General features: G+C 67.0%; 11 protein-coding genes. 6 read left to right on the top strand and 5 right to left on the bottom strand.

Annotated features, from left to right (window positions below; translation table 11 throughout):
- The first annotated feature begins 28 nt into the window (after positions 1-28).
- Complete coding sequence (locus AC3IR9_RS01060) at positions 29-895, top strand: EamA family transporter (RefSeq protein WP_489293466.1); 867 nt, start codon at positions 29-31, stop codon at positions 893-895.
- A gap of 149 nt (positions 896-1,044) precedes the next feature.
- The gene (locus AC3IR9_RS01055) at positions 1,045-1,410 is read left to right on the top strand and encodes a DUF3011 domain-containing protein (RefSeq protein ID WP_489293465.1); all 366 of its coding nucleotides are present in this window, start codon (positions 1,045-1,047) and stop codon (positions 1,408-1,410) included.
- Positions 1,411-1,448: 38 nt separating this feature from the next.
- On the opposite strand, the gene AC3IR9_RS01050 is transcribed toward AC3IR9_RS01055, so the two are convergent.
- The 3 genes from AC3IR9_RS01050 to AC3IR9_RS01040 form a co-directional block, all read right to left on the bottom strand.
- Positions 1,449-2,888, bottom strand: a complete 1,440-nt coding sequence (locus AC3IR9_RS01050) for an ExeM/NucH family extracellular endonuclease (protein WP_489293464.1) — start codon at positions 2,886-2,888, stop codon at positions 1,449-1,451.
- A 187-nt stretch (positions 2,889-3,075) separates the two neighbouring features.
- Positions 3,076-3,594: a c-type cytochrome gene (locus tag AC3IR9_RS01045; RefSeq protein ID WP_489293463.1), complete on the bottom strand. Its 519-nt coding sequence runs from the start codon at positions 3,592-3,594 to the stop codon at positions 3,076-3,078.
- Positions 3,595-3,709: 115 nt separating this feature from the next.
- Entirely contained in the window at positions 3,710-4,315 is a 606-nt protein-coding gene (locus tag AC3IR9_RS01040) for a TetR/AcrR family transcriptional regulator (protein WP_489293461.1), read from the bottom strand.
- 140 nt (positions 4,316-4,455) lie between these two features.
- On the opposite strand from AC3IR9_RS01040, the gene AC3IR9_RS01035 reads away from it, so the two are divergent.
- From AC3IR9_RS01035 to AC3IR9_RS01025, 3 genes are all read left to right on the top strand, one after another.
- A complete protein-coding gene (locus AC3IR9_RS01035) occupies positions 4,456-5,619 on the top strand; it encodes an isovaleryl-CoA dehydrogenase (protein ID WP_489293460.1) in 1,164 nt (387 codons plus the stop codon).
- A 9-nt stretch (positions 5,620-5,628) separates the two neighbouring features.
- Positions 5,629-7,239 (top strand): carboxyl transferase domain-containing protein, encoded by a 1,611-nt coding sequence (locus tag AC3IR9_RS01030; protein ID WP_489293459.1) that lies wholly within the window; start codon positions 5,629-5,631, stop codon positions 7,237-7,239.
- Between the two features lie 89 nt (positions 7,240-7,328).
- Complete coding sequence (locus AC3IR9_RS01025; RefSeq protein WP_489293458.1) at positions 7,329-9,320, top strand: acetyl/propionyl/methylcrotonyl-CoA carboxylase subunit alpha; 1,992 nt, start codon at positions 7,329-7,331, stop codon at positions 9,318-9,320.
- 31 nt (positions 9,321-9,351) lie between these two features.
- Here AC3IR9_RS01025 and AC3IR9_RS01020 read toward each other — a convergent pair whose 3' ends face one another.
- Positions 9,352-10,518, bottom strand: coding sequence for a putative peptide maturation dehydrogenase (locus tag AC3IR9_RS01020; protein WP_489293457.1), 1,167 nt, complete (start codon positions 10,516-10,518; stop codon positions 9,352-9,354).
- Between the two features lie 137 nt (positions 10,519-10,655).
- On the opposite strand from AC3IR9_RS01020, the gene AC3IR9_RS01015 reads away from it, so the two are divergent.
- On the top strand, positions 10,656-10,967 hold the full coding sequence (locus AC3IR9_RS01015) for an NHLP-related RiPP peptide (protein ID WP_489293456.1): 312 nt from the start codon (positions 10,656-10,658) through the stop codon (positions 10,965-10,967).
- Position 10,968: 1 nt separating this feature from the next.
- On the opposite strand, the gene AC3IR9_RS01010 is transcribed toward AC3IR9_RS01015, so the two are convergent.
- A complete protein-coding gene (locus AC3IR9_RS01010) occupies positions 10,969-13,494 on the bottom strand; it encodes a putative peptide modification system cyclase (protein ID WP_489293455.1) in 2,526 nt (841 codons plus the stop codon).
- Positions 13,495-13,504: the final 10 nt, after the last annotated feature.

Raw genomic sequence — 13,504 nt, 5'->3', positions numbered from 1 at the left:
CTGCACCGCCGCGCTTGCCGGGTTCGTCATGCTCTATCTGGTTTTCAGTGTGTGCTGCAGTGTGCTGGTGTCGGTGCTGCTGAAGCTGGCGCCGCGCCAGCGCCTGGACATGGCCCAGGTGGTGACCTGGAATTACCTGCTGGCCAGCGTGCTCAGCCTGGCGCTGCTGCGGCCGTCGCTGGCGTCGTTGCAGACCGCGCATGCGCCGTGGCTGGCCCTGCTGGGCCTGGCGGTGACGCTGCCCACCATCTTCCTGGTGATGGCCCGCGCGGTCACCCGCGCCGGCATCGTGCGCAGCGACGTGGCCCAGCGGTTGTCGCTGCTGCTGTCCCTGCTGGCGGCCTTCCTGGTGTTTGGCGAGACCGCCAACGGCTGGAAGCTGGCCGGCCTGGGGCTGGGCCTGCTGGCAATCGTGGGCATCAGCGTGCGCCCGCGCGCGACCGCCGCCGCGCCAGGTGGCGAGCGCGCCTGGCCGTGGCTGCTGGCGGTGTGGGCGGGCTACGCGCTGGTGGACATCATGCTCAAGCAGGTGGCGCTGTCGGGCACGCCGTCGATGGCCGCGCTGACGGCCAGCTTCGGGCTGGCCTTCGTGCTGATGTTGGCGCTGCAGCTGTGGCGGCATGCCAGCGGTGCGTCACCGTTGCAGTGGCGCAATGCGGGGGCCGGCGCGCTGCTGGGGCTGCTCAACTTCGGCAACATCCTGTTCTACGTGCGCGCACACCAGCACCTGCCGGACAGCCCGGCGGTGGTGTTTGCCGGCATGAACATCGGCGTGGTCGTGGTGGGCGCCCTGGTGGGCGTGCTCGCGTTCGGCGAACGCACCAGTGTATGGAACCGCGTGGGCCTTGGGCTGGCCGTGGTGGCGATCGGGTTGATTGCGTGGGGCACGCGCTGAACCGGTGCCGCAGCGATAGATGAACTGACGGGGTCAGGCGCGTTTCACCAATTCGTTTGATACACGGACCGACCTCACATTTCACTGCCCCACAGCGGCGACGTGCCTTCCTACACTCGGGTTCCTGCCGGTTGGGATGGTGCGCTGTGATGGGAAAGAACGTTGTACGACCGCTGCTGCTGGCGGCCTGCCTGGGTACGTCCGGGTGCGCCAGCCTGGGAGGGTTTCCCGATTTCAGCGGGCCGCTGTATCCGCCTCCCGCCTACCCCGCCTACCCGCCACCGTCCACCGGCGGCGGCCATCCGGATTCGGAAGTGGTCAGCTGCCACAGCAGCGACCACCGTTTCCGCCGCTGCGATGTGCAGATAGCGCGCAAGGACACCGTGCACCTGATCCGCCGCGAGTCGCGCTCGCCGTGCGAATTCGGGCGCGACTGGGGCCAGGACAACACCTCGCTGTGGGTCGATAACGGGTGCCGGGCCACGTTCCGGATCGAGCGGTATTACTGGCGTTGAGCCGGGCCGCCACGCAGAGCGTGGCGGCAGCGGTTCGATCAGCGATCAAAGCCCAGCAGCAGCGGGTCGTGGTCCGAACTGCGCCACGGGCCCGGTTCGTTGCGGCCCTGGTAGCCCACGTCCTCGGCCTCGTCGGCATTGATGTGCCATTCGGCGGCGCCCTGCAGGCGCTGGGCCATGGACGGGCTGAGCAGGGCGTGGTCGAGGCGGCCGCTCAGGCCGTTGTACACATAGCTGTAAGGACGTTCGACCTTGGCCACGGCGAAGGCATCGCGCCAGTCGGCGTCGTGCAGCGTGCGGATCGGGTCTTCCATCGCATAGGCGTTGAAGTCGCCCAGCAGCACCACGTCCTTCACCTTCAGGCGGGCTGCTTCGCCCTGCACCCAGGCGTTCAACTGCCGGGCCGATTCGACCCGGGTGGCGTTCCAGCAGGCCTGGCCATCGTCCTGGTCGGCGTCGGCACCGGTGGCGTCGCGGCAGCCTTTGGACTTGAAGTGGTTGGCCACCACCATGAACGGCTGGCCCATGCCCTGGAAGGCCTGCGCCAGCGGCGCGCGGCTGCGCTCGGCGAACGGGCCGCCGAGCTGGATCACCGGCCGGCCCAGCGGTTTGAACCAGCCCTTGCGGTAAATGATGCCCACCCGGATCGGGTTGCTGCCCGGGCCCTGTCCGGCATCCACGAAGGCCCAGGCGTCCTTGGGGTCGAGCGGGGCGTTGAGGGCGTCCACCAGTTCGGCGATGGCCGAGTGCGGCCCATAGCCGTCGTTCTCCAGTTCCATCAGCGCGGCGATGTGCGCATCCAGCCCGTTGATGGTGGCCACCAGCTTGGCGGTCTGCGCCTGGTGTTCAGCCAGCGTGCGCGCGCCGCGCAACGTGGGGTACGCGCCACCCTGGCCATCGCCATTGAAGTAGTTTTCCAGGTTGAAGGCGGCGATATGCAGCGACCCGGCCACCTTCGGCACGGCCGGGCGCTCCACCGCCGGCACCTGCAGCGGGGCGGTCACCTGTAGGCGCGGGGTGCCCTTGGCATCGATGCGTACGATGCCTTCGACGTTGCGCAGAAGCATGCCGGTGCGCAGGTCCGCGTTGGCTGGCAGGTAGGCCACCGGGCCGGGATCGCGTGCGTCGCTGCCGTCATCGAGCACCAGACGGCGGTGCGCGTTGTCGGCCGTTACCTGGGCATGCCCGGCGGTGCGCGGGGCGGCCACTTCGCTGGGCTGCCACAGGCGCCCGCCGAAAGCCACGGTCAGCTCGCCAAAGCGCGACAGGCCGTCGGTGCCGGCCAGGGTCAGCGGCGCGGCGATGCGTACCTGTTGCCCGTCCAGGGCGCGCCAGTCGGTGGGCGCGGCAGTCAGGATGACGGGGGCGGCCGGCGGCGTGGCGGCAACCGGCGGCGCGGCACTACGCTGCGGCTGGGCGGCGTGGACCGCGCCGGACAGCGCCAGCGCGAGGGCGAACACGAGAGGAATACGACGCATCGGTGGGACGACTCCGGGAAAGTGCAGCAAGCCTACGCAACAAAGATGACCGGAGCACGCAAACCCCGCAACCACCCCCGGTAGGCCACGACCGTTGGTCGTGGCGCACGCAAACCCGGACGGTGCGGCCATGTACCGACCAACGGTCGGTACCTACCGGGTGCCGGTAGCCGCCCGGCACCGGGGATTATTTGAGGTTGGCCAGCATCCAGTCGACCGTGGCGTGGATCTGCTCTTCGGTCAGCGCGGGATTGCCACCCTTGGGCGGCATGATGCCGCCGTCCGGGCCGGTATAGCCCTCGACAGCGTGCTTGTAGAGGGTGTCCTTGCCCTGGGCGATACGCGCGTCCCAGTGGCTGTGGTCCAGGGTCGGGGCATTGCCGACACCGTTGGTGTGGCAGGCAGTGCAGAGGTTGTCGAAGACCACCTTGCCGTCGGTGGTGCCGCCGTAGGCCACCTGCGAGGCGGCCTTGGCCAGGGCAGCAGCCTTGGCCGCAGCCTGCGCCGCCGCACCGGTACTGCCGGCATACACCGCACCGGCCGGCGCGATGCGCTGTTCGGTGCGTTTGACCGCCAACGGCGACACTTCAGGGGGGATGCTGGTATGCAGGTACGCAGCGAAAACGATCAGGCCGAGCGTGATGGCCACCAGTAAGGCAATGACCATGGAAAAGCGTTTCAGGAACTCGAGGTCGTAATTCCGCACTCTCTTATACCCCTGGCTGGTAGTCGTTGGACCACGGCTTGTCGTCGGAGTATGACCAGCGTGGGCGGGGCTCTGCAAGCAGGCCCCACCTATCGCAATGCAGCATCGCCGCCGCTCAGGCGCCGGCGGCACGCAGGCAGAAAACGCAGATCGACTCCACCAGCAGGTCTTCGTCGCCATGCGCATCGCGGCTGGGCGCGGTCGGCCCGACCAGCGCTTCGGTGAAGGCACCGACGATGCAGGCCGCGGCTACGTGGGTGTCCTGCGCCGGGAACGTGCCGGCCTGGATGCCATCGGCAACGATGCGCCGGAACACCTCGCCGAACAGGCGACGGCAGCGGATGCGCTCGGCTTCCACCTCCGGATCGACCGGCTCGGCGATGAAGGCGTAGGCCAGGCCCGGGCCGGCCAGCGCGCGCCGCACGAAGGCGGTGATCGCCCGGCGCAGGCGCTCCGGTGCCGGCAGCGCTTCGGCGGCAATCGCCTCGAAGATGCGCAGTTCGTGCTCGACCGCAGCGGTCAGCACCTCCACGAACAGTTCGGCCTTGGAGGGGAAATGCCGGTAGATCAGCCCGGTGGATACCCCTGCCTCGGCCGCCACGGCGGTCACCGGGGCATTGCGGTAGCCGCCGGCGGCGACCAGCACGCGGGTGGCCAGCAGGATCCGTTCCCGGGCCCCGGCGAGGCGTTCTTCCATCAGTGCGGAGCGTTTATAGGCCATTTGTTGATTCTATGTTCAATTTTTGAATTTGTGTTCACTTCTTGCTCAAACCCCGCTACGCTGGGGCCAATCGCCCGCGGGACGGTTGCCACCGTCCACCCCAACCGGCGCGTCCCATCCAGCAGTTGCGGAGTCGCCCCATGCACGTCCCCACCATGAATTTCGATCTCGGTGAAGAGATCGACCTGCTGCGCCAGAGCGTGGCCCATTTTGCCTCGGTCGAGATCGCGCCGCTGGCCGCGCAGGCCGATGAAGAGAATCTGTTCCCGCATCCGCTGTGGCGCAAGCTCGGCGAGCAGGGCCTGCTGGGCCTGACCGTGGAAGAAGAATACGGCGGCAGCGGCATGGGCTACCTGGCCCATGTGGTGGCGATGGAAGAGATTTCGCGGGCCTCCGGCGGTATCGGCCTGTCCTACGGCGCGCACTCCAACCTGTGCGTGAACCAGCTGCGCAAGAACGGCAACGAAGACCAGAAGCAGCGCTTCCTGCCCGGCCTGTGCAGTGGCGAGAAGGTCGGCGCGCTGGCGATGAGCGAACCCGGTGCCGGCTCTGACGTGGTGTCGATGAAACTGCGCGCCGACAAGCGCGGCAGCCACTACGTGCTCAACGGCACCAAGATGTGGATCACCAACGGCCCCGACGCCGACGTGCTGGTGGTGTACGCCAAGACCGACGTGGAGGCCGGCGCCAAGGGCATCACCGCGTTCCTGGTGGAAAAGGGCATGAAGGGTTTCTCCACCGCGCAGAAGCTGGACAAGCTGGGCATGCGCGGCTCCAACACCTGCGAGCTGGTGTTTGAAGACTGCGAAGTGCCCGAGGAGAACGTGCTGGGCGTGGTCGGCGGTGGCGTCAATGTGCTGATGTCCGGGCTGGATTTCGAGCGCGTGGTGCTGTCCGGCGGTCCGCTGGGGCTGATGGCCGCGGCCATGGACGTGGTGATGCCCTACGTGCACGAGCGAAAGCAGTTCGGCCAGGCCATCGGCACCTTCCAGCTGATGCAGGCCAAGCTGGCCGACATGTACGTGGGCCTCAATGCCTGCCGCGCCTATGTCTATGCGGTGGCACGCGCCTGCGACCTGGGCCGCACCACCCGCCAGGACGCGGCCGGTGCGATCCTGTACTCGGCCGAAAAGGCCACCTGGCTGACCGGCCAGGCGATCCAGGTGCTGGGCGGCAACGGCTACATCAACGAGTACCCGACCGGGCGCTTGTGGCGCGATGCCAAGCTGTATGAAATCGGCGCGGGCACCTCGGAGATCCGCCGCATGCTGATCGGCCGCGAACTGTTCCAGCGCACCAAGTAAGGGAATGCCATGAGCGTACTGAGCAGCCAGCTGCAACCGGGCAGCGACACCTTTGAAACCAACCGCACTGCGCTGCAGGCGGTGGTGGATGACCTGCGCGCGACCCTGGCGCGCACCGCGCTGGGCGGCAGCGAAGCGGCACGCGCCAAGCACACCGGGCGCGGCAAGCTGCTGGTGCGCGACCGCATCGACGCCCTGCTGGACCCGGGCAGCGCGTTCCTGGAGATCGCCCCGCTGGCCGCGCACGGCATGTACGGCGACCCGATCCCCAGTGCCGGCGTGGTCGCCGGGATCGGCCGGGTCAGCGGCGTGGAATGCGTGATCGTGGCCAACGATGCCACGGTCAAGGGCGGTACCTACTACCCGATGACGGTCAAGAAGCACCTGCGCGCGCAGGAAGTGGCCGAGCAGAACCGCCTGCCGTGCATCTACCTGGTCGATTCCGGCGGTGCGTTCCTGCCGCTGCAGGACGAGGTGTTCCCGGACCGCGACCATTTCGGGCGGATCTTCTACAACCAGGCCAACCTGTCCGCGCAGGGCATTCCGCAGATCGCCTGCGTGATGGGCAGCTGCACCGCCGGCGGCGCCTACGTGCCGGCGATGAGCGATGAGACGGTGATCGTGCGCGAGCAGGGCACCATCTTCCTGGGCGGCCCGCCGTTGGTGAAGGCGGCCACTGGCGAAGTGGTGACGGCCGAGGAACTGGGCGGTGCCGACGTGCACACGCGCATTTCCGGCGTTGCCGACCACATGGCCGACAACGACCTGCAGGCGCTGGCCCGGGTCCGCGCGATCATCGCCCAGCTCAACTGGCGCAAGCCCGAGCCGGCGCTGGCGGTACAGGCCCCGGTCGCCCCGCGCTATCCGGCCGACGAGCTGTACGGGGTGATTCCCGCCGATACCCGCAAGCCTTACGACGTGCGCGAAGTGATCATGCGCCTGGTCGATGATTCGCGGTTCGACGAATTCAAGCCGCGCTATGGCAACACCCTGGTCACCGGTTTCGCGCACCTGCACGGCTACCCGGTGGGCATCATCGCCAACAACGGCATCCTGTTCTCCGAGTCCGCGCTCAAGGGCGCGCACTTCATCGAACTGTGCACCCAGCGCGGCATTCCGCTGGTGTTCCTGCAGAACATCACCGGCTTCATGGTCGGGCGCAAGTACGAACACGGCGGCATCGCCAAGGACGGCGCCAAGCTGGTGATGGCGGTGGCCTGCGCCAAGGTGCCCAAGTTCACGGTGGTGATCGGCGGCTCGTTCGGCGCCGGCAACTACGGCATGTGCGGCCGCGCCTATTCGCCCAATTTCCTGTGGATGTGGCCGAACGCGCGCATCGGCGTGATGGGCGGCGAGCAGGCTGCCAGCGTGCTGGCCACGGTCAAGCGCGATGGCATCGAGGGCAAGGGCGGGCAGTGGTCGGCTGAGGAAGAGGACGGCTTCAAAACGCCAATCCGCGAGCAGTTCGAACAACAGGGCCATCCCTACTACGCCAGCGCACGGTTGTGGGACGACGGCGTGATCGATCCGGCCGACACCCGCCGCGTGCTGGGCCTGGCGTTGTCGGCCAGCCTCAACGCACCGGCACGCCGGACCGATTTCGGCGTGTTCCGCATGTAAGACAGCGGCGGCACCCCCGTGCCGCCCTGCCCGCCTGACGCTCCACGCAGTTCCGACCGCCCGCCCCTGGCACGCGCAACGAGAAGACCATGTTCACCAAGATCCTGATCGCCAATCGCGGCGAAATCGCCTGCCGCGTCATCGCCACCTGCCAACGGCTGGGCATCGCCACCGTGGCGGTGTACTCCGACGTCGACCGCAACGCGCGCCACGTGCGCCTGGCCGACGAGGCCATTGCGATCGGCCCGGCGCCGGCACGCGAGAGCTACCTGCGCGCCGACGCCATCCTCGATGCGGCCCGCCGCAGCGGCGCACAGGCGATCCACCCCGGCTACGGGTTCCTTTCCGAGAACGCCGACTTCGCTCAGGCCTGCGTCGATGCCGGCATCGTCTTCATCGGCCCGACCGCCGCCTCGATCCGCGCGATGGGCGACAAGAGCGCCGCCAAGGCGTTGATGCAACAGGCAGGCGTGCCGCTCACCCCGGGCTACCACGGCGACCAGCAGGAACCGGACTTCCTGCGCAGCCAGGCCGATACGATCGGCTACCCGGTGCTGATCAAGGCCAGCGCCGGCGGGGGTGGCAAGGGCATGCGCCGGGTAGATGCCAGCGCCGACTTCATCGATGCGCTGGCCAGCTGCCAGCGCGAAGCGCAGTCGGCCTTCGGCAATGCGCACGTGCTGGTGGAAAAGTACGTCGAGCGCCCGCGCCATATCGAGATCCAGGTGTTCGGCGACCGCCACGGCAACGTGGTGCATCTGTTCGAGCGCGACTGCTCGGTGCAGCGCCGCCACCAGAAAGTGCTGGAAGAAGCTCCCGCGCCGGGGATGACGCCCGAGCGCCGCACTGCGATGGGCCAGGCCGCGGTGGATGCCGCACGCGCCGTGCATTACGTTGGTGCAGGCACGGTGGAGTTCATCGCCGCGCCAACCGGCGAGTTCTTCTTCATGGAAATGAACACCCGCCTGCAGGTGGAGCACCCGGTCACCGAGTACATCACCGGCACCGACCTGGTCGAATGGCAGCTGCGCGTAGCCAGCGGCGAGCGCCTGCCGCTGTGCCAGGACCAGCTGAAGATCCACGGCCATGCCCTGGAAGCACGCCTGTACGCCGAAGACGCCGACCGCGGCTTCCTGCCCTCCACCGGCACGCTGCGCCACCTGCGCCTGCCCACCGCCTCGGCCCACGTACGCGTGGATGCCGGCGTGGAACAGGGCGATGCGATCACCCCGTTCTACGATCCGATGATTGCCAAGCTGATCGTCTGGGACGTGGATCGCGACGCCGCGCTGCGCCGCATGCAGCAGGCCCTGGCCGAGTGCGAAGTGGTCGGCGTGACCACCAATGCCGCCTTCCTGCGCAGGCTGGTGATGACCGACTCCTTCGCGCAGGCCAACCTGGATACTGCGCTGATCGAGCGCGAGCAGGAGGCGCTCTCGCCGAACCAGGGCGACAGTGCGCCGGCGCTATGGGCGATGGCGGCCCTGGCCGCTGTCGCCACCGAAGCGACCGCCAGCAGCGATGCACGCGACCCGCATTCGCCATGGCAGGCACAGGACGGTTGGCGCCTGGGCGCGCATGCCGCGCACCCGGTCACCCTGGAACATCGCGGCGTGCAGCGCACGCTGACGGTACAGGGCGGCGGCGAACACTGGTCGATCCATCTGGGTGAAGCCGGCAGCGTGCCGGTGCTGGGCAGCCTGCGTGGCACCGCGTTGCGCGTGCAGATCGGCGAGCACCTGCACCGCGCCACCGTCATCCGCGACGGCAGCGAGCTGCATCTGTTTGGCCCCCAGGGCGTGCAGCGCTTCAGCGTGCACGACCCGGTCAGCGAAGCCGACCAGACCGTCGCCGATGCCGGCAGCCTGGTCGCGCCGATGCCGGGGCGGATCGTGGCGACGCTGGTAGCACCCGGCACGCCGGTCAAGCGCGGTGCGCCGCTGCTGGTGCTGGAGGCGATGAAGATGGAACACACTCTGCAGGCACCGGCCGATGGCCTGGTGCAGGGGTACCGGGTGAAGGCCGGGGACCAGGTGGGCGATGGGGCGGTGCTGGTGGATTTCGAAGTGGATGGGGCCTGAGCCCCGCCTGCTGACCTCGCGATGGCGGCGGTCAGGTCGCCGCTTGCCAGATGACCCCCGCCGGGTCGAGTTCGGTGGTGGTCATCTGTGCGGCACGCCAGCCGAAGCCGCAGACTGCCAGAACCCCCTCGTTGATGGGATTCAATGAGAACGCCCGCTCAATAGCCTTCTCATTGATCGCAGCGGTGATGAAAGCCCCCAATCCAACATCCGTCGCGGCCAGATAGAGCGTCTGCGACAGATGTCCCGCCTCCATCGCGATGACCCGATAGCTCTTGGCGTGCTGGCGATACTTCCAGAACGTTCGGTTGAAGCGCGGCGCCAGGACCACCAGAACGTGCGCGTCAGCGAACCAATGCTGCTGACCGACCACACCCATCACAAATTCGTGATCAACACGCTCAGACGCCTCGATCGGTTCCAGTACATGTGCGTCGCCCCGGTAGTGGTACAGCCCGGCCGCGAGACCCTCAACGTTCTGAATGATCAAGTACGCTTCAATTGGATGCAGCCCGCCGCCGGAGGGAACATTCTTCTTCAGGAAGACCAGGTCCTCGCCTACGCGCTGTTCGCCCGTACTCCCGAACGTGCGTTGCAGCATCACCGCCAGCAGGGACATTGACAGCGGTCGGTGAGGATCGAAATTTCGGCAGGTGGTGCGCCTTGCAAGAAGCGTATCGAAATCTCCCGGCTCCGCACGTGGCAACGCGATTCCACCCGCACTACAGCGTACCGCCGTTGTATCGGGAGGTGCGCCCAGCGTCTGCCGCATCTGAGCAGCCGTCTCGGTTCTCGAAAGGCGCATGTTGCCCACCGCATCCACATCATCCCAGCGAGAGAACGAATGCAGCACGGCCGCCAACGGGTGCCAATAGGTAGCACGAAGTTCCGCGTCGCGTTGGCCCCGCTCATCCACGTGCGCATCCCGTTCGAATACCAGCCCAGCATCAAGCAGCAGGCGCGCCAGTGCGATCTCGTCACTTCCCTCGGCAACCTCACACCATGCATTCGGACTGAGCTGCCCCAGCCATGCCTGTGCGTCAGCCCCCAGCTCAACGGGGGACTGCAGATGGGGAGCCAGCGCGTACCAGGCCAGGGTCCGCCTGATCCCGTCTCCGCCTCGCATCAGGTCCTGCAGCTGGAATGTCGTCGACTCCCGCGGTTCCATCATGAGCACCGAACAGCGCCTGACGTGCATACTTTCATCTCCACCGAGCAGCGTTGCAATGTTATCGAACGCGCGGCCCGTTCCTTGATGGCAAGGTGGTGCCACTCAAGAACGGCACCCTGCGGCCGACATACCTTCCTGACCATTCCCTAGCCGAGTATCACCCCATGCCCACGCTGACGCTGGAACCTGCGGTTGCACAAAACCTGGTCCATCTGCTGGCCACGGATGACGACTTCCGCGAGCGCTTCTCAACGACAACCGAGGCCGCCTTGCTGGAGGCCGGCCATGTACCTGCCGATCCGGACGAACTGGCGCAGTTTGTCGCCGGTTGCTGCGCAGGCATCTGCCTTGCCGACAAGGCCGTCGTCGCGCAGGCCCAGGCGGAAATCATTTCCATGCTCATCTGTGGAACCGCATTCAATGTGCCGATGCTGGAGAACGGCGACAACGGCCAAGCACCCCGCACGCTGCGCTGAATCACGGCTCCCGGATGGCGGCTGCCGAGGCGCGCGACGTGCCGCCACCCGCAACCTGTCCTTTCGCACTGGCCCGCACATCGAGAATGTTCAGTCCTTGCAGGCAGAAGCTGCATTCGATTTCAGCGTAGGCCAACCCCGCTCTGGAATGCAGCCACTGTTGCTGCTGCTTTGCCTGACCATCAAGCCCCGCATCACGCGCTGCATTGAACGCCGCTACCCGGGACTGGATTCGCGAACGCGGCCCCATGAAAGGCTGCAGCACCCGCAGGGCTTCGACGGGCTTGTGGTCGAGGCGTAGACGTTCGGCAGAAATCACCGCGTCGAATTCGCGGACAACCTGACTGTCCGGGAGCACGGTCAAACCTGCCACCTGGGCCTGCACCCGGTCGGCCAGTGCAACGTTGCCGAGCCGCAGTCCGACCAACGCTGCCGCTTGTGCCGTGACCACACGGTCAATCACATCCACCGCAGGCGCCTGTTCGATACGGTCGAACGCCTCACGACCGGCCTCCTCAAGCAGACTCAGCGCCCGGCTGCGCTGACCGCTATGCAGACTGGCCACGGCCAGCGGAAGGTAGAAGCTGTAGCGGTCGATGCCCGCCTTGTCTCGGCTCCGCTGCATCCCGCGCTCCGCACTGGCCATCGCCGCAGCTCCTTGGCCGCTGTCCAGGGCAATGGAGCTGCGAATGATATCGGCGTGGTAATTGGCAGGATCGATGCGCTGCATCAGTGCAGCCGCCTTTGCGAAGCTGCCGCGCGCTGCGGCCACTGTTGCCTGGCGCATCAATGCACCTTCCCAGCCTGTCGAGGCGGCCGTCGCCAGGGCGCGGTCAGCCTCGTCGTAGCGGCCGAGTGCCAGCAGGATACGTCCGTACTGGTCCTGACCAATGCCAAGCAGATCCAGACGGCTCGATGCCACCCGATGTGCCAGCGGAAGGGCTTCACCGAACCGGTTCTCGTTGTAGAGATTCATGGCCGCATTGTTGGTTGCAGCCAGATAGTCGGGATAGAGCTCGGCCATGCGCATCCAACCGTCGGTCGCACGGTCCGGGTCATCGATCTGCAGCGACCAGTTGCGCACATACAGCGCCTCTCTTGTTGGCAGATGCTCCGCCCACTCGCGCGCCTTGTTCAGCGTCAAGGAAGCTGACCTGAAATCGGCAGCCGCAAAGTGGCTGCGGGTCTGCCCCAGCCATGCCAGCGCGAACTCACCGTCAATTTCGGTCGCCTGCTGGTAGAACGCCAGCGCGCCCTTGTAATCACCGCGAACATAGCGCTTCTGGCCCAGCGCAAAGGCGCGTAATGCGTCGAGGCTGGTAGTGGTGACTTCGGGGAGTCGCTGATTGTTGCGCTGAATCACCGCTGCTTCTTCGCCGAGCTGATCGCGCAACTGCCGCGATACGTCATCCACAGCCGTCAGCACGCTACCGCCACTTGCATCCGCCGAGGCGACGACAAGGGTGCGCATCGAAGCGGGATCAACAACCTCCACGCTGAAGCGGGTGCGCCCGGCTACCTCCGACACCATTGGCAGGAACAGCAACCTGGCGTCGGCGCGGATCGCAACGGCCGCAGCATCCTTCCGGTCACGGACACCGGGGTCCATCGGCCTGCGCATCATCTCAAGCATGCGGCCAACGCGATCTTCACTGACCACATTCACGTACCTGGACTGCTCCAGGCTGATCCGGAACGCCTGGTCGAGCGAATCGTCCAGCAATCGGTTGTCCGTCAGGTTGCGCAGGCTGCCTAGAACCACCCAGTCGCGCTCGGCGAAGGCAATGGCCGGCTCGGGCCGCAGCAGCATCCAGCCCCCCACCGCCAAGCCCGCCAGCAGTGTCACTTCCGCCGCCAGCGCCGCAGGCTGGCGCCACAGCGGGATGTCGCGCCGGGCCTTGGCATTGCCACGCGGCATGCGCAGCGGGGCGAAGCCGATCTCGCCCACCTCGAACACTTCCTGGGTGGTTGGAATGCCCCTGAAGCGCCAGCGCCCGTGCGACTTCCACAGCAACTGCCCGCCGCGTTCGCCCAGTGCCGCAGTGACACGGTGGGTGAGCGATTCGGCCACGGCCGAGAGCAGGATCTGCCCGGGACGCGCCAGCGTCATCAGGCGCGCGGCCATCGGTTTGGCCAGGCCCTCGACCTCCATGGACTTGGCGCCCACCTTGATCGCTTCCGGGCTGTTCTCCCAGGTCAGCACCTCCCCCACGTGCAGGCCGGCACGCGCGCGCAGCACGAAGCCGCGCTGTTCGCCGATCTGTTGCAGGCCACGCTGGTAATCCAGCGCGAACCCCAGCGCGTCGATGGCGCGCTCGAACAACAGGAACAAGCCGTCGGAGCGATCGATCTGATGGCCATTCCACTGCTGCTGCAGGGTCAATACGAGCCGGTCGTGCTGCTGGAACAGCTCGGCGGCGGCGACATCGCCGATCCGCTCCACCAGGATCAATGAGTCGCACAGGTCAGTAAACAACAGCGCCCGCATCTGCGGGGCCTGGGTCGACGTTCCGATGTCGCCGTTCATGCAGTCAGTC

The sequence above is a fragment of the Stenotrophomonas sp. GL_101 genome (assembly GCF_057835675.1).
Note: the sequence above shows the minus strand (reverse complement) of the source record. Positions and strands in the feature narration are given on the sequence as shown.

Coding starts and splice junctions, on each gene's coding strand:
- AC3IR9_RS01060 (WP_489293466.1), top strand. CDS start 29: ATGCTCTATCTGGTTTTCAGTGTGTGCTGCAGTGTGCTGGTGTCGGTG.
- AC3IR9_RS01055 (WP_489293465.1), top strand. CDS start 1,045: ATGGGAAAGAACGTTGTACGACCGCTGCTGCTGGCGGCCTGCCTGGGT.
- AC3IR9_RS01050 (WP_489293464.1), bottom strand. CDS start 2,888: ATGCGTCGTATTCCTCTCGTGTTCGCCCTCGCGCTGGCGCTGTCCGGC.
- AC3IR9_RS01040 (WP_489293461.1), bottom strand. CDS start 4,315: ATGGCCTATAAACGCTCCGCACTGATGGAAGAACGCCTCGCCGGGGCC.
- AC3IR9_RS01035 (WP_489293460.1), top strand. CDS start 4,456: ATGCACGTCCCCACCATGAATTTCGATCTCGGTGAAGAGATCGACCTG.
- AC3IR9_RS01030 (WP_489293459.1), top strand. CDS start 5,629: ATGAGCGTACTGAGCAGCCAGCTGCAACCGGGCAGCGACACCTTTGAA.
- AC3IR9_RS01025 (WP_489293458.1), top strand. CDS start 7,329: ATGTTCACCAAGATCCTGATCGCCAATCGCGGCGAAATCGCCTGCCGC.
- AC3IR9_RS01020 (WP_489293457.1), bottom strand. CDS start 10,518: ATGCACGTCAGGCGCTGTTCGGTGCTCATGATGGAACCGCGGGAGTCG.
- AC3IR9_RS01015 (WP_489293456.1), top strand. CDS start 10,656: ATGCCCACGCTGACGCTGGAACCTGCGGTTGCACAAAACCTGGTCCAT.
- AC3IR9_RS01010 (WP_489293455.1), bottom strand. CDS start 13,494: ATGAACGGCGACATCGGAACGTCGACCCAGGCCCCGCAGATGCGGGCG.